The organism is Allobosea sp. OAE752, from assembly GCF_050433265.1.
Classification (GTDB): Bacteria; Pseudomonadota; Alphaproteobacteria; order Rhizobiales; family Beijerinckiaceae; genus Allobosea; species Allobosea spartocytisi.
This window is the reverse complement of sequence record NZ_JBNPXO010000001.1, coordinates 997440-1018704: the sequence shown is the minus strand read 5'-3', so window position 1 is coordinate 1018704 and position 21265 is coordinate 997440. Positions and strand designations below refer to the sequence as shown.

24 protein-coding genes are annotated in these 21265 nt (G+C 66.6%); 18 read left to right on the top strand and 6 right to left on the bottom strand.

Annotation, left to right across the window (positions count from 1 at the left end; translation table 11 throughout):
* The first annotated feature begins 19 nt into the window (after nt 1-19).
* The 9 genes from lptC (at nt 20) to GGC47_RS04715 (ending at nt 8240) form a co-directional block, all read left to right on the top strand.
* On the top strand, nt 20-769 hold the full coding sequence (lptC, locus tag GGC47_RS04755) for an LPS export ABC transporter periplasmic protein LptC (protein ID WP_051987638.1): 750 nt from the start codon (nt 20-22) through the stop codon (nt 767-769).
* 22 nt (nt 770-791) lie between these two features.
* Nucleotides 792-1523: an LptA/OstA family protein gene (locus GGC47_RS04750; RefSeq protein ID WP_051987639.1), complete on the top strand. Its 732-nt coding sequence runs from the start codon at nt 792-794 to the stop codon at nt 1521-1523.
* Nucleotides 1524-1607: 84 nt separating this feature from the next.
* Entirely contained in the window at nt 1608-2414 is an 807-nt protein-coding gene (lptB, locus tag GGC47_RS04745) for an LPS export ABC transporter ATP-binding protein (protein WP_051987640.1), read from the top strand.
* 164 nt (nt 2415-2578) lie between these two features.
* Nucleotides 2579-4108: an RNA polymerase factor sigma-54 gene (rpoN, locus tag GGC47_RS04740; protein WP_113254246.1), complete on the top strand. Its 1530-nt coding sequence runs from the start codon at nt 2579-2581 to the stop codon at nt 4106-4108.
* A gap of 129 nt (nt 4109-4237) precedes the next feature.
* Nucleotides 4238-4822 (top strand): ribosome hibernation-promoting factor, HPF/YfiA family, encoded by a 585-nt coding sequence (gene hpf / locus GGC47_RS04735; RefSeq protein WP_038360473.1) that lies wholly within the window; start codon nt 4238-4240, stop codon nt 4820-4822.
* A gap of 86 nt (nt 4823-4908) precedes the next feature.
* On the top strand, nt 4909-5370 hold the full coding sequence (ptsN, locus tag GGC47_RS04730) for a PTS IIA-like nitrogen regulatory protein PtsN (RefSeq protein ID WP_038360476.1): 462 nt from the start codon (nt 4909-4911) through the stop codon (nt 5368-5370).
* A 133-nt stretch (nt 5371-5503) separates the two neighbouring features.
* Complete coding sequence (locus GGC47_RS04725) at nt 5504-7120, top strand: fumarate hydratase (RefSeq protein ID WP_429067062.1); 1617 nt, start codon at nt 5504-5506, stop codon at nt 7118-7120.
* Entirely contained in the window at nt 7117-7443 is a 327-nt protein-coding gene (locus tag GGC47_RS04720) for a hypothetical protein (RefSeq protein WP_142019872.1), read from the top strand. The genes GGC47_RS04725 and GGC47_RS04720 overlap by 4 nt, the downstream gene beginning before the upstream one ends.
* 146 nt (nt 7444-7589) lie before the next feature.
* Nucleotides 7590-8240, top strand: coding sequence for an MBL fold metallo-hydrolase (locus GGC47_RS04715; protein WP_038362154.1), 651 nt, complete (start codon nt 7590-7592; stop codon nt 8238-8240).
* 346 nt (nt 8241-8586) lie between these two features.
* Here the strand turns inward: GGC47_RS04715 and GGC47_RS04710 are convergent, their stop codons facing one another.
* Nucleotides 8587-9105 (bottom strand): DUF1993 domain-containing protein, encoded by a 519-nt coding sequence (locus tag GGC47_RS04710; protein ID WP_112763777.1) that lies wholly within the window; start codon nt 9103-9105, stop codon nt 8587-8589.
* A gap of 91 nt (nt 9106-9196) precedes the next feature.
* A complete protein-coding gene (gene efp / locus GGC47_RS04705) occupies nt 9197-9766 on the bottom strand; it encodes an elongation factor P (RefSeq protein ID WP_038360488.1) in 570 nt (189 codons plus the stop codon).
* Between the two features lie 177 nt (nt 9767-9943).
* On the opposite strand from efp, the gene epmA reads away from it, so the two are divergent.
* The 3 genes from epmA to GGC47_RS04690 are packed head-to-tail and all read left to right on the top strand — an operon-like array spanning nt 9944 to nt 12754.
* The gene (gene epmA / locus GGC47_RS04700; RefSeq protein WP_142019874.1) at nt 9944-11008 is read left to right on the top strand and encodes an EF-P lysine aminoacylase EpmA; all 1065 of its coding nucleotides are present in this window, start codon (nt 9944-9946) and stop codon (nt 11006-11008) included.
* Nucleotides 11005-12072: a lysine-2,3-aminomutase-like protein gene (locus GGC47_RS04695; RefSeq protein WP_142019876.1), complete on the top strand. Its 1068-nt coding sequence runs from the start codon at nt 11005-11007 to the stop codon at nt 12070-12072. Before epmA ends, GGC47_RS04695 begins: the two co-directional genes overlap by 4 nt.
* A gap of 16 nt (nt 12073-12088) precedes the next feature.
* Nucleotides 12089-12754 (top strand): DsbA family oxidoreductase, encoded by a 666-nt coding sequence (locus GGC47_RS04690; protein ID WP_142019878.1) that lies wholly within the window; start codon nt 12089-12091, stop codon nt 12752-12754.
* Between the two features lie 24 nt (nt 12755-12778).
* On the opposite strand, the gene GGC47_RS04685 is transcribed toward GGC47_RS04690, so the two are convergent.
* Together GGC47_RS04685 and GGC47_RS04680 are read right to left on the bottom strand one after the other, a co-directional pair.
* On the bottom strand, nt 12779-13171 hold the full coding sequence (locus GGC47_RS04685; protein WP_133562536.1) for a DUF1801 domain-containing protein: 393 nt from the start codon (nt 13169-13171) through the stop codon (nt 12779-12781).
* Nucleotides 13172-13236: 65 nt separating this feature from the next.
* Entirely contained in the window at nt 13237-14010 is a 774-nt protein-coding gene (locus GGC47_RS04680; protein WP_133562534.1) for a TSUP family transporter, read from the bottom strand.
* A 181-nt stretch (nt 14011-14191) separates the two neighbouring features.
* Between GGC47_RS04680 and pyrF the strand changes: the two genes are divergently transcribed.
* From pyrF to GGC47_RS04660, 4 genes are all read left to right on the top strand, one after another.
* On the top strand, nt 14192-14896 hold the full coding sequence (gene pyrF / locus GGC47_RS04675; RefSeq protein WP_038360500.1) for an orotidine-5'-phosphate decarboxylase: 705 nt from the start codon (nt 14192-14194) through the stop codon (nt 14894-14896).
* A gap of 37 nt (nt 14897-14933) precedes the next feature.
* Complete coding sequence (locus tag GGC47_RS04670) at nt 14934-15221, top strand: DUF1330 domain-containing protein (protein ID WP_038360503.1); 288 nt, start codon at nt 14934-14936, stop codon at nt 15219-15221.
* Between the two features lie 3 nt (nt 15222-15224).
* A complete protein-coding gene (locus GGC47_RS04665; RefSeq protein ID WP_113254238.1) occupies nt 15225-15533 on the top strand; it encodes a DUF1330 domain-containing protein in 309 nt (102 codons plus the stop codon).
* Between the two features lie 69 nt (nt 15534-15602).
* Nucleotides 15603-16724, top strand: coding sequence for an anhydro-N-acetylmuramic acid kinase (locus GGC47_RS04660; protein ID WP_370954743.1), 1122 nt, complete (start codon nt 15603-15605; stop codon nt 16722-16724).
* Nucleotides 16725-16839: 115 nt separating this feature from the next.
* On the opposite strand, the gene GGC47_RS04655 is transcribed toward GGC47_RS04660, so the two are convergent.
* Both GGC47_RS04655 and GGC47_RS04650 read right to left on the bottom strand, forming a co-directional pair.
* Entirely contained in the window at nt 16840-17979 is a 1140-nt protein-coding gene (locus GGC47_RS04655; protein WP_038360509.1) for a PAS domain-containing protein, read from the bottom strand.
* Nucleotides 17980-18101: 122 nt separating this feature from the next.
* Nucleotides 18102-19046, bottom strand: coding sequence for a PfkB family carbohydrate kinase (locus GGC47_RS04650; RefSeq protein ID WP_370954742.1), 945 nt, complete (start codon nt 19044-19046; stop codon nt 18102-18104).
* A gap of 74 nt (nt 19047-19120) precedes the next feature.
* Here GGC47_RS04650 and GGC47_RS04645 point away from each other — a divergent pair, with 74 nt between their 5' ends.
* Both GGC47_RS04645 and GGC47_RS04640 read left to right on the top strand, forming a co-directional pair.
* Nucleotides 19121-19879, top strand: coding sequence for a GntR family transcriptional regulator (locus GGC47_RS04645; protein ID WP_248311121.1), 759 nt, complete (start codon nt 19121-19123; stop codon nt 19877-19879).
* A gap of 187 nt (nt 19880-20066) precedes the next feature.
* On the top strand, nt 20067-20675 hold the full coding sequence (locus tag GGC47_RS04640; protein ID WP_162720126.1) for a helix-turn-helix transcriptional regulator: 609 nt from the start codon (nt 20067-20069) through the stop codon (nt 20673-20675).
* Nucleotides 20676-21265: the final 590 nt, after the last annotated feature.

Genomic DNA, 21265 nt, shown 5'->3' with positions numbered 1-21265 from the left:
GCGGGGCATGACTGTGGCAATGACCTTCAATAACCCGACGGGCGGGCTGTCGGCACATATGCTGCGCCGGCAGCGGGCCTTCAGCGCCGCGCAGCGGCACACCCGCCTCGTCCGCCTGCTGCGCCGCGCCATCCCGGTCGTGGCCGTCGTCTCGGTGCTCGGGCTGGTGATCGTGCCTTTCCTCAACCCGCTGGGTGGCAAGCTCGCGAATGTCTCGATCGGCGCGGTCGGCATCACCGGCGGCAAGGTCCGGATGGAGACGCCGAAGCTCTCCGGCTATCGCAAGGACAACCGGCCTTATCAGGTCACCGCGGAGAACGCCTTCCAGGAGATCAAGAATCCGACGCAGGTCGAGCTGCAGGCGGTTATCGCCCGCATCCAGATGGAGCGCGAGGGCTGGGTCACGGTGAATGCGAAGACCGGGCTGTTCGACACGCAGAAGGAGAAGCTCAAGCTCATCGACGACGTCAAGATCCGCACCGAAAGCGGCCATGACATGAGCATGAGAACCGCCGATGTCGACTTCAAGGCCGGAACGGTCGCCTCGAGAGAGCCGGTGACCGTCCATATGGATCAGACGACGGTTGACGCGAACACGCTCGACGTGAAGAACAACGGAGAGCTGATCGCCTTCGAAGGACGGGTCCGCGTGCTGATCAAGAATGCTCCCGCCGGGACGATCGCCGGGCCGGAGCGAGCGGGCAGCACGCCGATGCCGGAATTGTTGAAGGCGAATCGGACGGCTCCCGCAGACTCTGCGGCTCCGTAAGGCAACGAAAAGAGGCAGTGATATGAGAGCGCCGGCGCAGACGTTCCGTTTCATGCGTGCCGGCCGGGTCGCCACGCTGCTGGCGGTGACCGGCCTCGCGCTTCTGGCGACCCAGCAGGATGGCTTTGCCCAGGCCCAGCCCAAGCAGAGGGGAGGCAATGCCTCGTCCCCGCTCGGCGGCCTCGGCGGCGACAGCAAGGAGCCGATCAAGATCGACGCCGACAAGCTTGATGTGCTCGACAAGGAGAACAAGGCGGTCTTCACCGGCAATGTCGTTGCCGTGCAGGGCGAGACCACCGTGCGCTGCACCGTGATGACCGTGCTCTATGAAGGGCGCGGCGGGCAGGGCGCTGCTGCCGCCAAGGGGGCCACCCCGGCGCCGGCACAGACGCCGGCCGCGGCCGGCGGCAAGGATCCGGCCAATGACAGCTCGATCAAGCGCATCCTCTGCAAAGGGCCGGTCACCGTTGTCTCGAAGACGCAGGCCGCCACCTCCGACAATGCCGAATTCGACCGCGCCAACAATCTGGTGATCATGACCGGCAATGTCGCGCTGAACGACGGGCCGAACATCACCCGCGGCGAGAAGCTGACCTACAATACCGTCACTGGCGTCGCCAATGTCGAGACCAACAAGGGTGGGCGCGTGCAGGGCTTCTTCGTGCCGAACTCGGCCGACGCCAACAAGACCGACGCGGCCAAGCCGGGCGCCAAGCCCGCCGCCGGTGCGGCCGCCAAGCCTCCCACCAACTGATCCGGCTGCCTCGTGACCGTTTCCGACGCCCGTCCCGCCGCCGCTCCGGCGCGTAAATCCACCCGTCCGCGCAGCGGTGGCGCGATGGCGCGGCTGCGCGGCCTGTTCGGCGGCCGTTCGCAGGAGCGGCAGGACCGTCCCGGCCTGATCGCGGCCGCGATCGGCGGCCCGGGCATCCTCGCCGTCAGCGGCCTGCGCAAGACCTATGGCGGGCGCACCGTCGTCAGCGATGCCAGCCTCTATCTGCGCCAGGGCGAGGCGGTCGGCCTGCTCGGCCCCAACGGCGCCGGCAAGACCACGATCTTCTACATGATCACCGGGCTGGTCGGGGCCGATCTCGGCGTCATCTCGCTCGAAGGCAACGACATCACTGCCCTGCCGATGTATCAGCGCGCCCGTCTCGGCATCGGCTACCTGCCGCAGGAAGCCTCGATCTTCCGGGGGCTCTCCGTGGAGAACAACATCCGGGCGGTGCTGGAGGTGGTCGAGCCCGACCGCAAGGCGCGTGAGCGCCAGCTCGACCAGCTCCTCGACGAGTTCAGCATCGCGCGCCTGCGCAAGGCGCCCTCGATCGCGCTTTCGGGCGGCGAGCGTCGCCGCTGCGAGATCGCCCGCGCGCTGGCCGGCAAGCCCTCCTTCATCCTGCTCGACGAGCCCTTCGCGGGTATCGACCCGATCGCGGTCGGCGACATCCAGGCGCTGGTGCGGCAATTGACCGATCGCGGCATCGGCGTGCTGATCACCGATCACAATGTCCGCGAGACGCTCGGGCTGGTCGACCGCGCCTATATCATCCACACCGGCCGCGTGCTCACCGAAGGCTCGCCGGCTGAGATCATTGCCAATCCCGATGTCCGCCGTGTCTATCTCGGCGAGGATTTCCGCCTCTGAGCGGTGCCGTCTTGTTCGCGATTGCGGAATAATGCTGCGCCGCATTAACCGGCTTGCCCGTTTCGTCGGCAAGGCCTTTGACGTCGGCGTGATCGGGCGCTAGGGTCTTTCTCGAAAGCAAGAAGCGTGCCGCTGGCGCGCCGTCGCAGAAGGGCCTTTCGCGCATGGCGATGATGCCGCGCATGGAATTGCGCCAGGGACAATCCCTGGTGATGACGCCGCAGCTTCTGCAGGCGATCAAGCTTCTCCAGCTTTCGCATCTCGAACTCCAGAATTTCGTCGAGGGCGAGCTGGAGCGCAATCCGCTGCTGGAACGCGACGACGGGGCGGATGTGCCGGCGGAGGCGAATGGCGCCGAGGGGGCGCTCGCTGCGGATGCCGAGAGCTTCGCGCGGGCGGAGAGCCTGAACACGCTGGAGGGCATGGAAGGGCGGCTCGGCACCAGTCTCGACAACGTCTTCCAGGGCGAGCAGCCGAGCCTGGCGCGCAGCGAAGCCAGCGGCGCCGACAGCCTGCCGATCGTCGGCGGCAGCTACGGCTCCTCCGGTGGTTCCTTCGAGGATGGTCCCGACGGCTTCGAAAGCAGCCTGACGGCCGAATTGTCCCTGCACGACCATCTGAGCGCCCAGCTCGACCTCGCCGTCGATGCTCCGGCCGAGCGGATCATCGGCCGCCATCTCATCGATGCGGTCGACGATAGCGGCTATCTGACCGAGCCGGTCGCGGAGATCGCGGAACGCCTCGGGGTTGGCGTCGAGCGGGTGGAAGCCGTGCTGCGCATCGTCCAGAGCTTCGACCCGTCCGGCGTGGCGGCGCGCGACGTCGCGGAGTGCCTGGCGATCCAGCTACGCGACCGCGACCGCTTCGACCCCGCCATGCAGATGCTGGTCGCCAATCTCCACCTCGTGGCCAAGCGCGATTTCGCGGCGCTGAAGCGGATCTGCGGCGTCGATGATGAGGATGTCGCCGACATGGTCGCGGAGATCCGGAGGCTCGATCCCAAGCCCGGCCGCGGCTTCGGCGGCTCGGCGGCGGAGACGGTCGTGCCGGATGTCTTCATCCGCGCCGCGCCGGACGGCTCCTGGCTCGTCGATCTCAACCCGGAGACCCTGCCGCGCCTGCTGGTCAACCAGACCTATCACGCGCGCGTCTCGAAGTCGGCGCGCAGCGACCAGGATCGCGCCTTCATCGCGGAATGCCTGCAGACCGCCAATTGGCTGACCCGCTCGCTCGAGCAGCGGGCCCGCACGATCCTGAAGGTCGCCAGCGAGATCGTCCGCCAGCAGGATGGCTTCTTCGCCCATGGCGTCGAGCATCTGCGCCCGCTCAACCTCAAGACGGTCGCGGACGCCATCGGCATGCACGAATCGACTGTCTCGCGCGTCACCTCGAACAAGTACCTGACCTGCTCGCGCGGCGTCTTCGAGATGAAGTATTTCTTCTCCGCCGCGATCGCCGCGACGGGCTATGGCGAGGCGCATTCGGCCGAGGCGGTCCGCTTCCGCATCAAGCAGATGATCGACGAGGAAAGCCCCTCCGCGGTGCTCTCGGACGACGCCATCGTCGCCAGGCTCAAGGACGGCGGCATCGACATCGCCCGGCGCACCGTCGCGAAATACCGCGAATCGCTCAGAATCCCTTCCTCGATGGAGCGCCGCCGGGAAAAGGTCGCGATGGCGCTGGGAGGCCGTTGAGCGATTTTGTTCCAAAGCCTTGCGGCATGTGCGCCATGCGGGGCTTCGCTCATTGACATCCCGGACTCGCAGTCCTTAGCTCCTCTGGATGGTCGAACACTGGCCATGGCTAACAAGGGGAAGCACTCCATGAGCCTGCGAATCTCCGGCAAGAATCTCGATGTCGGCGAGGCCCTGCGCGGCCAGGCCGAGGTGCGGGTCGCTGCGGCCGTCAGCAAATATTACGAGGGCGGCTATCAAGGGCATGTCACCGTCGACAAGGACGGTACGGCCTTTCGCACCGACACGGTCATTCACCTCTCCTCCGGGATCACGCTGGAAGCCTCCGCCACCGCCCATGATGCCTATGCCAGCCTCGACAAGATGGCCGAGCGCATCGAGAAGCGGCTGCGACGCTACAAGCGCCGGCTGAAGGACCGTACCGCCGCCAATGGCCGCGATGCCGGGATCGAAATCCCCAGCTATGTGATCGCGGCGCCGGACGACGATGTCGAGGAGATCAGCGGCGATGCGGGGGCCGACAACCCGGTTATCGTTGCGGAATCGACCAAATCCCTGCTCAGCCTGACCGTGGGCGATGCGGTGGCGGAGCTCGACCTCACCGGCGCGCCGGTCATCGTCTTCCGCCATGCTGGCAATGGTCGCATGAACATCGTATATCGCCGCCGCGACGGTAACATCGGCTGGATCGACCCGCCGGCATCGTTGTCCTGAGGCCGGCGGAATAATCGCACCGGTCGTCGAACCCCGACCCAGGCCGACGCGTTCAAGAGCGGCACGGGACATGCATGGACGGGCGAATGACGCTGACCGATCTCCTGAGCCCCGCCGCGGTGATTTCGCCGCTGCGGGCCAACGGCAAGAAGCAGGCGCTGCAGGAGCTTGCCCAGCACGCCGCGACGCTGACCGGCCTGCCCGAGCGGGAACTCTTCGAGGCCCTGCTCCAACGCGAGCGCCTCGGCTCCACCGGCATCGGTGACGGCATCGCGATTCCCCATGGTCGCATGGCGGGAATCGACCGCCTGGTCGGCCTGTTCGCGCGAGCGGACAAGCCGATCGACTTCGAGGCCCTCGACGGTCAGCCGGTCGACATCATCTTCGTCCTGATCGCGCCCGAAGGGGCCGGCGCCGACCATCTCAAGGCGCTGGCGCGCGTTGCCCGCGTGCTGCGCAACCAGTCGGTTCTGGAGCAGGTCCGCAAGATCCGCGATCCCGCGGCGATCTACGCCGTGCTGGCCGAGTCGGCCGCTCAGGCGGCTTGAACAGCGCGCCCAGTCTAGAGTTGCTAAAGACTGCTTGGACGCGAACGCCCGAGCCGCTATGACGCCGGCCAGACCGGCGTCGCGCCAGCCCTGAGTCACGCGCGCGGCGCATCCTGCTTCGGAGCCGCTGGCCATGGCCTATACGCATGTCGATCTCTTTCCGCTCGGCGAAGACGAGACGCCTTACCGCAAGCTCGGCAGCGAGGGCGTCAGTGTCGAGAAGATCGGTGACCGTGAGGTGCTCAGCGTCTCGCGCGAGGCGATCCGCCAGCTCTCCGAGCAGGCCTTCATCGACATCAACCATCTGCTGCGCCCCGGCCATCTCGCCCAGCTCGGCAAGATCCTCGACGACCCCGAGGCGACCTCGAACGACAAGTTCGTCGCCTATGACCTTCTGAAGAACGCCAATATCGCCGCCGGCGGCGTGCTGCCGATGTGCCAGGACACCGGCACGGCCATCATCATGGGCAAGAAGGGCCGCAAGGTCTGGACCGATGGCGACGACGAGGCCGCGCTGGGCGAGGGCGTCGCGGACGCCTATTTCAAGCGCAACCTGCGCTATTCGCAGCTCGCGCCGCTCTCGATGTTCGAGGAGAAGAACACTGCGACCAACCTGCCGGCGCAGATCGACATCTACGCCGAGGGCGAGGATGCCTACAAATTCCTCTTCGTCTGCAAGGGCGGCGGCTCGGCCAACAAGACCTTCCTCTACCAGGCGACGCCTTCGCTCCTGACCAAGGACCGCATGATGGCGTTCCTGAAGGAGAAGATCCTGACGCTCGGCACCGCGGCCTGCCCGCCCTATCATCTCGCCATCGTCATCGGCGGCACCTCGGCCGAGCAGAACCTCAAGACGGTGAAGCTCGCCTCGACCAAATATCTCGACGCGCTGCCGACCAAGGGTTCGCCCTCGGGCCATGCCTTCCGCGACCTCGAGATGGAGGAAGAGGTCCATAAGATGACGCAGGCGCTCGGCGTCGGCGCACAGTTCGGCGGCAAGTATTTCTGCCATGACGTCCGCGTCATCCGCCTGCCGCGCCACGGTGCCTCGCTGCCGATCGGGCTCGGCGTCTCCTGCTCGGCCGACCGCCAGGCCAAGGGCAAGATCACCAAGGACGGCATCTTCCTGGAAGCTCTGGAGACCGATCCCTCGAAATACCTGCCGGATATCGACGAAGCCGCGCTCGGCGGCGATGTCGTCAGGATCGATCTCAACCAGCCGATGAGCGAGATCCTCGCCACGCTGTCGAAGCACCCGGTCAAGACGCGCCTGTCGCTGACCGGCACCATCGTCGTCGCCCGCGACCTCGCCCATGCCAAGATCCGCGAGCGGCTGGAGCGCGGCGAGGGCATGCCCGACTATTTCAAGAACCACCCGGTCTATTACGCCGGCCCGGCCAAGACGCCCGAAGGCTTCGCCTCCGGCTCCTTCGGCCCGACCACGGCCGGCCGCATGGATTCCTTCGTCGACCAGTTCCAGTCCTTCGGCGGTTCGATGGTGATGCTCGCCAAGGGCAACCGCTCGGCGGCGGTGCGCGAGGCCTGCAAGGCCCATGGCGGCTTCTATCTCGGCTCGATCGGCGGCCCGGCCGCGCGTCTCGCGAAGGACTGCATCCGCAAGGTCGAGGTGCTCGAATATCCCGAGCTCGGCATGGAAGCCGTCTGGCGGATCAAGGTCGAGGATTTCCCGGCCTTCATCGTCATCGACGACAAGGGCAACGACTTCTTCAAGGAGCTGAACCTCGGATGAGGCTTTCGCTTTCGCTCGCCTTGGCGTTGCTGCTGGCCGGTCCCGCCTTGGCCCAGCAGCCGCGCCCCGCGACCTGCTCGCGCGACCTGTTCCAGAACGAGGCCGGCTTCCGTCAGCAGCAGACCCGGCTCGCCGCCGTGGCCAGTGCGGACCCGGCGACCCAGTGCCGGGCCTATCGCGAGCATGTCGTCTATCTGCAGAAGTCGCGGGCCATCTTCGCCACCTGCCAGGGTGGCGCCGAGCGCGAGCGCAATATCGCGGAGATGGATTCCGAGCTGGTCAACTACCGCGCCCTCATCGCCAATCGCTGCGGCGGGCGGTGAGGCCTGCGCGTCATTGCGAGAAGCGCAGCGACGAAGCAATCCAGGGGAACTGGGAAGTTCAACCCAGTCTTCCTGGATTGCTTCGCTGCGCTCGCAATGACGTCATGACGTGGTAGGAACCTTCCCGAATGATCGAAAGGCTTCCCATGACCGACCAGCCGCCGCTCCAGATCGCCGTCCTGCAAGTGACGCCGTTCCAGCAGAATTGCTCGATCGTCTGGGACACGAAGACGAAGCAGGCCGCCATCGTCGATCCGGGCGGCGACGTGCCGCGTCTCAAGGAGGCGGTGAAGGAGCTCGGCGTGACGCCGGTCGCGATCTGGCTCACCCATGGCCATCTCGACCATGCCGGCGGCGCGACGGAGCTGGCCGAGGCGTTGTCGGTCCCGATCGTCGGTCCGCATGAGGGTGACAAGTTCCTGCTCGACGGCTTGCCCGAGCAGGGGCTGCGCTTCGACATTCTGGACATGAAGGCGGTCGTGCCGACGCGCTGGCTGAAGGATGGCGACACGGTTTCGCTGGGCGATCTGACCTTCGAGGTCGCGCATGTGCCGGGCCATTCGCCCGGCCATGTCACCTTCTTCCAGAAAGACCTGCGCTTCCTGCTGGCGGGCGACACGGTCTTTGCCGGCTCGGTTGGCCGCACCGATTTCCCTTATGGCGATCACACGGCGCTGATTGCCGGCATCAAGACGAAGCTCCTGCCGCTCGGTGACGACGTGCAGTTCCTGCCCGGCCACGGCCCGGCCAGCACGCTGGGCGAGGAGCGCCGGAACAATCCGTTCTTGCAGGGGTGAAAGACCGCGACGTGGATGCTCGCCCTTGTGGCAAGCGTCGACGTCCTGGACATGGCCTTTGACGAAGGAAGACGTGGCTGGTCGGCACAAGCCAGACCATGACGGAGCATTTCCCGAAGGAAACCGGACCCTGGAAACGAAAAGACCCGCAGCGGATATCCGCTACGGGCCTCGGAATGAACCAACGGCCATGTCCTGAACGGGTGCGCGTACATCCGGCGTCAAACGTTCGGCCCATGGCCGTCTTCACCGACAATGGAAAGCAGCAGAGCCGCCTTCAACACCGTCGTGATCCCTATATGGGAGGCTAACAAGGCTATTTCAAGGCCACTCGCAAAAGATGCGATCAGGCCTCGAATACACCCTTCAGGAAGTCCTGCTTGCCGATCTGGAAGCCGTTCTGCCGCAGGATGTCGTAGGCGGTCGTGGCGTGGAAATAGAAATTCGGGATGGCGAAGCAGGAGAGATAGGCCACGCCGGTCATCGTCGCCGTCGCGGAGGGGCCGCGCGGGAAGGTGACTTCGCGGGTGAGGCCTGCATCGAGCGCCGCGCCGTCGGCCGCATTGATGAAGGCCAGCGTCTTGGCGATGCGCTCCTTCAGCTCCGGGAAGCTCTTTTCCTCATCGGGGAAGCGCGGGTTTTCGCCGCCCGAAAGGCGCGCGACGGCGTTCTTGGCGAAATCGCAGCAGAGCTGGATCTGGCGGGTGAAGGCCAGCATGTCCGGCGCGAGCCGGGCGCTCAGCAGCACCTCCGGCTGGATCTTGCGGCTCTCGGCCTGTTCCACGGCCTTGTCGAGAATGGCGTCGAGCGCCTTGAGCGTCTGCACGAAGCCGGAAAGGGCGGCGGCCTGGACTGTGAGCGGCATGGATATCCTCGGGAAACGACAACGGGCCCGGAAAGGGCCCGCTGCGTAAAGCTATAGAGCAGAATTTTCCCCGGCGCTCTGCGCCAGCAGGTCAATCCTTCGCGCGCTCGACATAGGAGCCGTCGGCCGTCATCACGACGACGCGGGTGCCGACGCCGACATGCGGCGGCACGGCGCTGCGCACGCCGTTGGAGAGGATCGCCGGCTTGTAGGAGGAGGAGGCCGTCTGGCCCTTGGTCACCGGCTCGGTCTCGACGACTTCGAGCGTGACGCGCTGCGGCAGTTCGATCGCCACCGCCTTGTCCTCGAACACCGAGAGCGAGACCTTCATATTCTCCTGGAGATAGGGAGCGGCATCGCCGACGACGTCCTTGTCGACATGGATCTGGTCGTAGGTCTCCGGGTTCATGAAGACGTACTGCTCGCCATCCTGGTAGAGATAGGTGAAGTCGCGGTCCTCGACATAGGCGCGCTCGACCTGCTCGGTCGTCTTGTAGCGCTGCGTCATCTTCACGCCGTCGGCGATGCGGCGCATGTCGATCTGCGTCGTCGGGGTGCCCTTGCCGGGGAAGAAGCTCTCGGCCGAAATGACGGTGCAGAGATGCCCGTCGAGCTCGAGGACGTTGCCCTTGCGGACGGAAGAGGCGATGACCTTGACCACGTGAATGTCCTTCTGGTGCGCGGCGCGCCCGCGCGAATCCTAAAGTTCAGAGCCTTGCGCTTGCGAAAAACCGGTTCCCACTTTTTCGCGCAATGCTCTATGCGAATTCAATTGCCGCGCAACTACCGCATTCGCGCGCGAAACGAAAGCTTTCCGACGGTTCCGACGCGAGATTCGATGAGTTCGTCCCCCACGCCATTCTGGCGGCCCGACATCCATGCCGACCGCCGGCCGGCGCTTCTGGCGCGCGGGCGGATCAAGACGGCGCTGCGGCGCTGGTTCGAGGCTCGCGATTTCGTCGAGGTCGAGGCGGCGATCCTGCAGCTTTCGCCCGGCAACGAGACGCATCTCCACGGCTTCGGTACGACGCTGATCGACAACGCCGCTGAGCTGCATCCCTACTACCTGCACACCTCGCCGGAATTCGCGGCCAAGAAGCTGCTCGCGGCCGGCGAGACACGCATCTTCGATTTCGCCCGCGTCTTCCGCAACCGCGAGCGCACGGCGCTGCACCATCCCGAATTCACCATGCTGGAATGGTATCGCGCCGGCGAGGATTACGACGCCCTGATGCGGGACTGCGCGGCGCTGATGGCCGAGGCCGCCCGTGTCGCCGGCACCACCCAGCTGCGCTGGCGCGATGCGGAGGCCGATCCTTTCGCCGAGCCCGAGCGATTGACGCTGCACGACGCCTTCGCCCGCCATGCCGGCATCGACCTGCTCGCGACCGTCTCGCCCGCTGGCGTGACCGACCGCGCTGCGCTTGCCGCGCAGGCCATCGCGGCAGGCATTCGCTTGGCCGATGACGATAGCTGGTCCGACATCTTCAGCCGCGTGCTCTCCGAGCGTATCGAACCGCATCTCGGCCGCGGCCACGCCACGATGCTTTGCGAATATCCGATCAGCGAAGCCGCGCTCGCCCGGCCCAAGCCCGGCGATCCGCGCGTGGCCGAGCGTTTCGAGCTCTATGCCTGCGGCGTCGAGCTCGCCAATGCCTTCGGCGAGCTCACCGACCCGGAAGAGCAGCGCCGCCGTTTCGAGGCCGACATGGACGAGAAGGAGCGCATCTATGGCGAGCGCTACCCTGTCGACGACGATTTCCTGGAGGCGCTTTCGCTGATGCCGGCCGCATCCGGCATCGCGCTCGGCTTCGACCGGCTCGTCATGCTTTGCGTCGGCGCACGCCGGATCGAGGACGTGCTCTGGACGCCGGTCGCGGAACCGGGCAGGGGAGGCGCATGACCGTTCACCTGCCCCCTGGCGGCCAGCCGCTGCGCAGCATTGACGCGCTCGTCGAGGCCGGGCTTGCCGCGCCCGCGCGCCGTGAAGCCCTGCAGAAGGTGGCGGAGCGCTATGCCGTTTCGGTGACGCCAGCCGTCGCCGGGCTGATCGATCCCACTGACCCGGCCGATCCGATTGCGCGCCAGTTCATTCCCGATGCCGCCGAACTCACGACGCTGCCGCAGGAACTGGCCGATCCGATCGGCGACGACGCCCATTCGCCGGTCGAAGGCGTGGTGCATCGCTATCCCGACCGCGCCTTGCTCAAGCTCGTCCATGCCTGTCCGGTCTATTGCCGCTTCTGCTTCCGGCGCGAAATGGTCGGCCCCGGCGGTGACGCGCTGACCGGCGCCAAGCTCGACGCAGCGCTCGCCTATCTCGCCTCCCATCCCGAGATCTGGGAGGTGATCATGACCGGCGGCGATCCCTTCATCCTCTCCGCCCGCCGCATCCGCGAGGTGGCGAAACGCCTCGCCGCGATCCCGCATATCAAGGTCGCGCGCTGGCATACCCGCGTGCCCGTCGTCGATCCCGGCCGGATCACGCCGGACTATGCGAGGGCGCTGCGCATCTCTGGCAAGGCGAGCTATATCGCCATCCACGCCAACCATCCGCGCGAGTTCACGGACGACGCCCGCGCGGCCATCGCGACGCTGGCCGATGCCGGCCATGTGCTGCTCAGCCAGTCCGTGCTGCTCAAGGGCGTCAATGCCGATGTCGAGACGCTGGGTGCGCTGATGCGCGCCTTCGTCGAGAATCGGATCAAGCCCTATTACCTGCACCATCCCGACCTCGCGCCGGGCACCTCGCATTTCCGCCTGACGCTGGAGGAGGGGCAGGCGCTGGTCAAAAGCCTGCGCGGCCATCTTTCAGGGCTGTGCCAGCCGACCTATATCCTCGACATTCCCGGCGGCGCCGGCAAGATTCCGGTCGGTCCCGCCTTCCTTTCCGGCTGCGAGACGCCCGGTGTGGAGGCCATCGCCGAAGACCGACAGGGTGGGCGGCATCTCTATCCGCCCGTCTGATACGAAGGATATCGACATGCAGGACAAGCTGCCGCTCGCGATCGTCTCCGACATCGCCTGCCCCTGGTGCTTCATCGGCAAGACGCGGCTGGAAACGGCGCTCGCCCAGTTCGGCCTGAACGAGCGCTTCGCCATCACCTGGCTGCCCTATGAGCTCAACCCGGAGATGCCAGAGGCGGGCATGGACCGCACGCAGTATCTCGACACCAAGTTCGGCCCGGGCAAGCGCCGGGAGATCGAGCTTCGGCTGTCGGAGGCGGCGCTGGAGAGCGGCGTCACCTTCAACTGGGCGAAGGTGACGAAGAGCGTCAACACGCGCATGGCCCATATGCTGGTGGCGGCCGCCTCCACCGTCCAGCGCGGCGGCGACATGACGGCGGCCTTGTTCAAGGCCTATTGGCAGGAGGGGCGCGACATCGGCGATCTCGAGACGCTGGTCCAGATCGCCGTCGAGCAGGGCTTCGATGAGCAGGCCGCGCGCGACGAACTCGCCAATGACGAATTGCGCGAGACCGTGATCGGGCTTGAGAACCACGCCCGCGAGGTCGGCGTCACCGGCGTGCCGTTCTTCATCGTCGACGGCAAGCTCGCCGTCTCCGGCGCGCAGCCGCCGGATGTCTGGGCGCAGGTCTTCCAGCAGGTGCTGGCCGCGCAGCAGCAGCCGGAGATGCCGGAGTTCTGAAGCGCTCCGGCGGCCGGTTCCGGCCTATCGTTTTCGGGTGGCGCCGTTCAGGGCCGCGGCTGCGCCGATGAGCGCCTTGAAGGCGCCTTCGTCGAGCGTCTCGCTCTCGTGGATATCGATCGCGCGCCTGACATTGCCGTCGAGGCTGGAGTTGAACAGGCCGGCGGGATCGTCGAGCGAAGCGCCTTTCGCGAAGGTGAGCTTCACGACGGTCTTGTAGGTCTCGCCGGTGCAGAGGATTCCGTCCCGGGACCAGACCGGGACGCCACGCCATTTCCACTCCTCGGCGACATCCGGAACCGCCTCCTTGATGAGCTTGCGGATGCGGGCCAGCGTCCGGCCGCGCCAATCGTCCAGCTCCGCGATCCGTGCGTCGATCAGCTCGGATGGGGATGCACCGGTATCGGCCTTGCTCATGATGCGCCGCCTTTCCCTTCGTTCTTCGCCTGCGCTCGATGCCTGTCGAAGGTCCATAACAGTTTCTAGCGGCCGAACTGAGCCGTCAGGTGGATCAGCGCCGGGGCACCCAGCGCGACGCCCGAGAGAAAGAGCAGCGCGAAGACGATCTGCCTCATGGCGCGCTGCGACAGCGGCGGCGGGTAGCGCCGTGCCAGATGGGTGGCCATCATCACGACGGGGACGGCGATCAGGCCGGTGAGCGTCGAGGCTGACGGAACCTGGCCCGAGGCGGCGACCATTCCGGTGCGGACCGTGGCATTGAGCGCGAAGATGGTGACGAGGGTTTCCCGGATCGTCGCGAGCGCCAGCGGCTGCCTGTAGAGGTGGTAGACCAGCGGCGGCCCCGAGGTCGAGAACATGCCGCCCATCAACCCGGCGACGCCGCCGAAGAACAGAAAGCCGAAACGGCCGGATTCGCGCTGGAGCGGCTGAGGCTTGCGTGCGAGCTGGAGGCTCGAGACGATGATGGTGAGGCCCAGCGCCACCCGCAGGACATCGGCGCGGCTATCCGCCAGCCAGATCAGCAGCTCATAGCCGAGGACGAGGCAGGGCAGGCTCGCAAGCGTGACCAGCCCGAATGTCCGCCAGGCGACGTCGCGCCAGCCTTTCAGCAGCATCTGGCAGGCATTGACCAGGGTCAGCACGCTGACGAGCATGGCCGCATCGGGCAGGGACAGCAGGCCCGTCAGGCCGACCCCGCCCATGGTGATGAGCCCGAAGGCGAAGCCCGTCAGCGTCTGGGCATAGGCCGCGACGCCCGTCAGCAGCAGGAAGCCGGTCAGCGCGGTCCATGACATCGTGAGGCGGCCTCCGGAAGAACGGAGAACGACGCCTAGAGGATCGGCCCGTTTTGGGGAATATTGTTTTCGGAAAAGCACCAATGCGTAGGAGATTGTTCTGTGAGGCGTCGCGGTGGCTTGCGCCCTTGCCTCCTGCTTCGAATCATGCGCCTTCCCTCGAAACTCAGGGAGCCGCCAAATGCAGAAGATCAACGATGTCCGCGACCGCCTGATCGTCGCCCTCGACGTGCCGACAGTCTGGGACGCCTACCGCCTCGTCTCGACGCTGGGCGACGGCGTGACCTTCTACAAGATCGGTTATCGCCTCGCCTTCGCCGGTGGGCTCGACCTCGCGCGCCAGCTCGTCGCCGAGGGCAAGAAGGTCTTCCTCGATCTCAAGCTGCACGACATCGGCAACACCGTGACCGAAGGCGTGGAATCGCTGACCAAGCTCGGCGTCACCTTCCTCACCGTCCACGCCTATCCGCAGACCATGCGCGGCGCGGTCGAGGGCCGGGGCGACGCGGCGCTGAAGCTCCTCGCGGTCACGGCGCTGACCTCCTATGACGACGGCGATTTGCGCGATGCCGGCTATGGGCTTGCGGTGCGCGATCTCGTGCGGCTGCGCGCCGAACAGGCCCGCATCGCCGGCATCGACGGCATCGTCTGCTCGGCGGCCGAAACCGAGATCGTCCGCGACGTGATCGGCAAGGACATGCTCATCGTCACGCCGGGCATCCGCCCGTCCGGCAGTGCTGCCGGCGACCAGAAGCGCACGCTGACACCGGCCGAGGCGATCCGCATCGGCGCCGACCATCTCGTCGTCGGGCGTCCCATCGTCCGCGCGGCAGACCCGCGTGCGGCGGCGGGCGCGGTCATGGACGAGATCGTCGCGGCTTCGTAATCTCCGCCCGAAACCGATTCAGCGAACGGATTGCACCATGCCCAAGGGATATGTCATCGGCCGCGCCAAGGTGACGGATGCGACCAAATGGGCGGCCTATGCCGCCAAGTCCTCCGAGGTGATGAAGATCTATGGCGGCACGCCGATCGTGCGCGGCGGCCAGATGACGGTGGGCGAAGGCGAGGGCCGCGCTCGCAATGTCGTCATCGAGTTCAACGATTTCGCCTCGGCGCGCGCCTATCTCTTCTCGCCGGAATATGCCGAGGCCCGCAAGCTGCGTGAAGGTGCGGGCGAGATCGACCTCGTCGCGGTCGAGGGGGCCTGAGCCATGGCGAAGGGTTACTGGATCGCGCGCGTCGACGTCGAGAATGATGAGGCTTACGCCAAGTACCGTTCGTTGAACGCCGTCGCCTTCGCCAAATACGGCGCGAAGTTCCTCGTTCGCGGCGGCGAGTACAAGCTCGCCCGCGGCGAGGGCCGCAAGCACAACGTCGTCATCGAGTTCAAGGACGAGGAGACGGCCCGCGCCTGCTACGCCTCGCCGGAATATCAGGAGGCGGTGAAGCATCTCAGCGCCGCCGGCAAGTCCGATCTCGTCATCATCGGCGGCTATGACGGCCCGCAGCCGGGCGAGTGAGCTGAATCCGAATTCCGGGTCTCTCTTCGGTCGCCCGGGATGTCATCGCAGCACTGCAAGGAGCCGCAGGTGGCGGATCGTCTCTCTGACCCGTCCGCAATCCTGACCGCCATCGGCGTGATCAGCGGCACCTCGATGGATGCCATCGACGTGTCGCTGGTGACGAGCGACGGGCGCGACCGGCTCTCCTTCGGTCCCGGCGCCTCCTATCCCTACCGCGACGAGACGCGCCGCGCCCTGCAGGCTGTCATCGCCGATGCCGAGCGCGCCTCCTCCGAACCTCTGACGGAGCTCGAGGCGGCGGTCACAGCCGATCATCTTGCCGCCATCCGCAGCTATGCCGAGGAGCAGGGGCTCGATCTCGGCAGCGTCGATCTCGTCGGGCTGCACGGCCAGACGATCTATCATCGCCCGGAGCGCCGCTTCACCCGCCAGCTCATCGACGGGCAGGCCGTGGCCGATGCGCTCGGCATCCCCACGGTCGACCGTTTCCGCGATGCCGATGTCGCGGCCGGTGGCGAAGGCGCCCCCTTCGCGCCGCTCTACCATCGCGCGCTGGTGCAGGGGCTGGAGCAGCCGGTGATGGTGCTGAACCTCGGCGGGGTCGGCAATGTCACCTATGTCGACGGCGACACCGTCATCGCCTTCGACACCGGGCCGGCCAGCGCGATCCTCGACGACTTCATGCTGCGCCGGCTCGGCCGCCCCTACGATGCCGACGGCGCGCTTGCCGCAAGCGGCCGGGTCCATGACGATCTCGTCGCCGGCTTCATGGCCAATCCCTATTTCGACAGGCCGGCGCCGAAATCGCTCGACCGCAACGACTTTCATCGTCGCGCTCAGGTGGTCGAGCCGCTCTCGGACGCCGACGGGGCCGCGACGCTCGCCGCCTTCACCACGGAAAGCATTGTCGCGGCGCTGCGCCATGTCCCGGTCGCGCCGCGGCGCTGGCTCGTCGGCGGCGGCGGCCGGCTCAACCGGCATTTCATGGAAAGGCTCGGTCAGCGCCTGGGCGTGCCGGTCGAGCCGGTCGAGACCGTCGGCTGGAACGGCGATGCGCTGGAGGCGCAGATCTTCGCCTATTTCGCGATCCGCTCTGTCCGTGGCCTGCCCCTCAGCCTGCCTTCGACCACGGGCGTGCCGCAGCCGCTGACCGGCGGGCATCTGCACCGGCCGGCCGTCTCAGTCTAAAAACCTGTCTTCTCCGTCATTTGGATGATGAAGATTTAGGCTGAAGCTGACTAATTTTGCCCTGTGCTCCTGAACGAGCCAGCCCGCGAAGCAAAAGCGCTTCGCCGAACTGTTCTCAACGAGAGCGGAGGGGGAGGTCCGCGCTGCGCAGCAGGGAGACGAGCTGGCTTTGCTGGCGGGTGTCGGTCTTCTGAAAAATCCGCGCCAGATGGGTCCGTGCGGTCGAGATCCTGACGCGTTGAGCAGCGGCCGCTTCCGTCAGTGACAATCCGCTCGCCAGGGCGGAGGCGAATTTGGCTTCGGTTTCGGTCAGGTCGAAGAGCTGGCGCGAGCAGGCGACGATGTCGGTCGCCATCTCGAGCCGGCGGAGCGCGATCATGACCTTGCTGTGCGATCCAGCGGGCGCGAGCGAGAGGGCCGCAGGCATGACGCAGGCAGACAGCGAATGAGCGCGGTCGTCGCCCCGCAGAATCAGGCTGCTACGCTGCTGGCCCAGCGGGTCGCGGCCGCCATGCGCCGCGGCCTCAACCAATTGCCTGAACTGCCGGTGGTCGCTCGGCTGACGGGCGAAGACGCGCCCCTGCCGGAGCGAGAGCGCTCCGTCGGGCTCGGCCAAAATCTCGTCGGCGCCTTCATTCGCGTAGATGATGCGCAGGTCCTGATCGACGATGACGATGCCCATGGCGAGGCTGTCGAGGGCGCCGCGCGCCTCGTCCCGCTGGATCGCGACCCGGCCGAGATGGCGCCGGACCTCGGCGATCCGGCGCAGGACCGGATAGAGCTTGCCGAGCAGGGCGACGTCCTCCCGGTCGAAACCCTCCTGGTGGCGGCCGCGCTGCACGTCGAAAAACCAGAACGCCTCGCCGTTCTCCGCGAGGCGGCAGGCCATGCCGCCATGCATGTCCTGTGGCTGCATCCATTCCTGCCAGATGCGGCTGCTGTGCAGCCTTTCGCGGCCGTAGACCTCATGGTCGTGATAGACTTGGCCGAGAGGGATGTTGCGCAGGGCAAAACCCATCTCGACGAAATCCTGCGCGAGGTCGCCGAAGCACCGCGCCTGCAGCGCCTCGTCGACATTGGTGGCATAGGCCACCCAGTCCTCGGGATTCGGTCCGACACTGGCGAAACAGGCTTTCGAGCCATTGAAGAGCTGTCGCAGCGTTTCGGCGGCGGCAGGCATCTGCTCTTCATCCATCGCTCCGCTCAGGAGCTGATCGACGGCGGACATGACGGTATCGAGATTCGGTGCCGGCATGACGCTACCTCGCTCGCGACAGCTGCCGGGGCCCGGCGGCAGCAACGTCAAGCTAGCAGGACGCGTCGCTTTCGTGAAGTCCAAAAGCAATCCAAAAATTTAGCAGGCTGTCGATCGCTCGATCAGCTCTTGCCGAGCAGCGCCCGAATGGCCTCGCCTGTCGGCAAGGCGTCGAACACGCCATGGCGTGTTGTCGTCAGCGCCCCGGCCGCGGCAGCCAGCCGCAGAGCCTCGGCGAGGCCGTGTTTCCGGGCTAGGCTGACGCCAAGCGTCGCGGCGAAGGCATCCCCCGCGCCGAGCGCATCGACGGTGGCGACGGCGATGCCGGCCTGCGAGAGCGCCGCTCCGTCGCGGGGGGCGGCGACGGCACCGGCAGCGCCCCGCGTCATGACGACGAGGTCGGGCCCCAGCGCCATGATGGCCGGCGCCAGCGTGCCCGCGAAGTGGGCGGGATCGACCGTGATGGCCGGGTCGTGGCCGATGGCGGCGGCAAGGTCTCCGGCTTCGGTTTCGTTGACGATGAGGATGCTGGTCCGCTGCAGGATTTCAGGAGTGACCGGCCGGAACGGCGAGGGGTTGAGCAATGTCGGGACGCCGGCCCGCCGGGCGATGTCGAAGGTTTCGGCAACCGCCTCGTCGGAGGTCTCGAATTGTGCCAATGCGAGAGCCGCGCCGGCGATGGCGCCGGCGCGTTCGCGGATATGCGCGCGGGTGATCGCGAAATTGACGCCGCTGGCGATCGCCACGCTGGTCTCGCCGCGGGGGTCGATGAAGCCGACGCCACTGCCGGTCGGCCCGGCGATCTCGACGAGCATGGCCTGCGGCAGATCGGCGCGTTGCAGCGCCGGAGCGGCGAAGGCCGCGGCCAGATCGTCGCCGATGGCGAGGAGCCCATCGACCGTCATGCCGAGCCGTCGGGCCATGATCGCGAGATTGAGGCCCTTGCCGCCGGGTTCGATCGTTACGATTTCGGCAGCGAGCGCCTCGCCGGGGCGCGGCACGCGCGGCACTGTTGCCGTGCAGGCAACCACGAAGCTTCCGAGCACGAAGACAGGCCGGTCGGTCATGGCGTTTGATTTCCCCGCTCGACTGCTGCTACCCGGGTTGTGCCACACTCATGCAACCATCGACAGAGCTTGAATTGCCTACGCCCAAGCCGGTGTTCCAGGACCTGCTGGACCTACGCGACGACACGGCCAAACCGCTTTATCAGCAGTTGGAAGACCAGCTGACGCGGCTGATCGGCGACGGCACCTTGCCGCCTGGCACGACGCTGCCGGCCGAACGGCAATTGGCCGAGCGGCTGAAGATCAGCCGCACCACCGTGCAGCGCTCGTACAACGCCTTGCGGGAAAGGAAGCTGCTCAGCGCGCAGGGGCGCCTGGGCTCCATCGTGCAGGGGCCGGGGCCGCGTCTGCACCCCGGCATGGACCGGCTGAAGGGCTTCACCGAGGAGATGCGCGAGCTGGGGCGCGTTCCGTCGTCGCGCATTCTCGAACGGGAGATCGTGAACGACCGCTCCATCGCTTCGATCTTCGGCCACTCCTCGCATATCGATCTCCTCAAGCTCGTGCGCGTCCGCTCGGGCGACGGGATGCCGATGTCGCGCGAGATCGCCTGGTACAATCTCGAGCGGGCTCCCGGGCTGGCGCAGGCCGATCTCAGCGGCTCGGTCTATGCGATGCTGGCCGATCTCGGAGCGCCTCTCATCCGCTGCGACCAGACGATCGAGGCGGCTGCGCCGACGCCGGAAGAATGCGCGATCTTCGGCTTCGAGAGGCCGGTTCCGTGCCTGCTGATCAAGCGCCGCAGCTATGGCGCCGATGGCGAGATGCTGGAATATGTCGAGGGCCTGTTCCGCGGCGACAGCTACACTTACCGGCTCTCGCTCCATATTTGACGGCGGCGGCAGGTCGCTCGCATTTTAATCAGTCCAATACCAGTCCAAAAAACAGCATCCGCTTTGAACCTGCTCGCATTCCGGCGCGACGAAGGAATGCGGACGCGCGCTCTGCCCGCCCCGGCTGGATGAACCGGCCGCTGCGGGGGCGTCGCGACGATCCGAGACAACAGGGATGGATGTTTCGATGTCGCTCCACTTCTCGGTTTCCAGCCACGCGAATTACCCGCCCCTTTCGGCGCGCCGCGAGACCATGCCTGAACCCGCCTGCCATGCCTCGAAACCCGTTTTCGTCATCGATGCCAATCTGAACATCCAGTTCAGCAACCGCGGCGCCCGGGCCCTGTCAGGCGAGGGGCTCGGCGCCCCCGACCGCTTCACCGCCGCCGACAAGGAATTCATGGCGCGGCTCCATTCCTGGCTGAAGCGCTGCCGCACCGGCAGCATGGCCGGAGAGACGCGGCTGCCGCTGGCGCTCCGCTGCGGCCGGCAGGTCGCGATCGACGCCGTTCATCTCGAAAGCATCGACCTCTTCGTCCTTTCGGTCGACGATCCCGAGGTTGCCATGGGCCGCAAGCTCGATCAGGTCGCGGAAGCCTGTGGGCTGACGCCGACCGAGGAGCGCATGCTGGCATTGATCGTCGAGGGGCTCGACACCATCGTCGCGGCCAAGCGCCTGGGCATCGCCCCGACCACCGCCCGCACCCATCTCCAGCGCCTCTTCGCCAAGACCGGCACTGCCCGCCAGAGCGAGCTCGTCCGCTTCGTCGCCACCTATGTCGAGGAGCCGCGCTGAGCGTGCTGCCGGTGTTCGTTATGACGCGGACATAGGACGCGCCCCTCCCTTCTCCCCTTGCGGGAGAAGGGGCCCGGCAGGGTCGATGGTATCGGGCGCTGACGATCAAGGTTGAGAGCCCCCTCATCCGTCAGCGCTTCGCGCTGCCACCTTCTCCCGCAAGGGGAGAAGGGAAGAGGCAAACTTATCCCCGCCCTTCCGCCCCATGCCTATTCTCGCCTCGTCGCAGCCGACCGAGGGGCTTCGCGAGGCATCGTGCGGCCGGATGGGATTGCGGGTTTCGCGCTCCCGGGCCGTTGCGGGTCCGCTGGATCGCCGCGCGTCCGACAGGACGCGATCACGGTGATCCTCTCTTTGGTGGCGCGGAGGTGCCGACTTCGCACGGGCCGAACAGGCAGGCCCCCGCCCTTGTCGGGCGTCATCAAGCGAGGCGGACCCCCAGATACCCGTGCGCGGGGCCGGGCAGCGCGAGGTCGTCGCTGTTCGACATCATCGACATCGGCACGCAGCCGTCGACTGCGAACGCCGCCAGGCTCCGCGCATCCCTCGGATGTTGAAGCCCGAAAACCCCGCAGGCGAGGCCTGGACGG

Coding starts and splice junctions, on each gene's coding strand:
- lptC (WP_051987638.1), top strand. CDS start 20: ATGACCTTCAATAACCCGACGGGCGGGCTGTCGGCACATATGCTGCGC.
- GGC47_RS04750 (WP_051987639.1), top strand. CDS start 792: ATGAGAGCGCCGGCGCAGACGTTCCGTTTCATGCGTGCCGGCCGGGTC.
- lptB (WP_051987640.1), top strand. CDS start 1,608: ATGGCGCGGCTGCGCGGCCTGTTCGGCGGCCGTTCGCAGGAGCGGCAG.
- rpoN (WP_113254246.1), top strand. CDS start 2,579: ATGGCGATGATGCCGCGCATGGAATTGCGCCAGGGACAATCCCTGGTG.
- hpf (WP_038360473.1), top strand. CDS start 4,238: ATGAGCCTGCGAATCTCCGGCAAGAATCTCGATGTCGGCGAGGCCCTG.
- ptsN (WP_038360476.1), top strand. CDS start 4,909: ATGACGCTGACCGATCTCCTGAGCCCCGCCGCGGTGATTTCGCCGCTG.
- GGC47_RS04725 (WP_429067062.1), top strand. CDS start 5,504: ATGGCCTATACGCATGTCGATCTCTTTCCGCTCGGCGAAGACGAGACG.
- GGC47_RS04720 (WP_142019872.1), top strand. CDS start 7,117: ATGAGGCTTTCGCTTTCGCTCGCCTTGGCGTTGCTGCTGGCCGGTCCC.
- GGC47_RS04715 (WP_038362154.1), top strand. CDS start 7,590: ATGACCGACCAGCCGCCGCTCCAGATCGCCGTCCTGCAAGTGACGCCG.
- GGC47_RS04710 (WP_112763777.1), bottom strand. CDS start 9,105: ATGCCGCTCACAGTCCAGGCCGCCGCCCTTTCCGGCTTCGTGCAGACG.
- epmA (WP_142019874.1), top strand. CDS start 9,944: ATGAGTTCGTCCCCCACGCCATTCTGGCGGCCCGACATCCATGCCGAC.
- GGC47_RS04695 (WP_142019876.1), top strand. CDS start 11,005: ATGACCGTTCACCTGCCCCCTGGCGGCCAGCCGCTGCGCAGCATTGAC.
- GGC47_RS04690 (WP_142019878.1), top strand. CDS start 12,089: ATGCAGGACAAGCTGCCGCTCGCGATCGTCTCCGACATCGCCTGCCCC.
- GGC47_RS04685 (WP_133562536.1), bottom strand. CDS start 13,171: ATGAGCAAGGCCGATACCGGTGCATCCCCATCCGAGCTGATCGACGCA.
- GGC47_RS04680 (WP_133562534.1), bottom strand. CDS start 14,010: ATGTCATGGACCGCGCTGACCGGCTTCCTGCTGCTGACGGGCGTCGCG.
- pyrF (WP_038360500.1), top strand. CDS start 14,192: ATGCAGAAGATCAACGATGTCCGCGACCGCCTGATCGTCGCCCTCGAC.
- GGC47_RS04670 (WP_038360503.1), top strand. CDS start 14,934: ATGCCCAAGGGATATGTCATCGGCCGCGCCAAGGTGACGGATGCGACC.
- GGC47_RS04665 (WP_113254238.1), top strand. CDS start 15,225: ATGGCGAAGGGTTACTGGATCGCGCGCGTCGACGTCGAGAATGATGAG.
- GGC47_RS04655 (WP_038360509.1), bottom strand. CDS start 17,979: ATGCCGGCACCGAATCTCGATACCGTCATGTCCGCCGTCGATCAGCTC.
- GGC47_RS04650 (WP_370954742.1), bottom strand. CDS start 19,046: ATGACCGACCGGCCTGTCTTCGTGCTCGGAAGCTTCGTGGTTGCCTGC.
- GGC47_RS04640 (WP_162720126.1), top strand. CDS start 20,067: ATGTCGCTCCACTTCTCGGTTTCCAGCCACGCGAATTACCCGCCCCTT.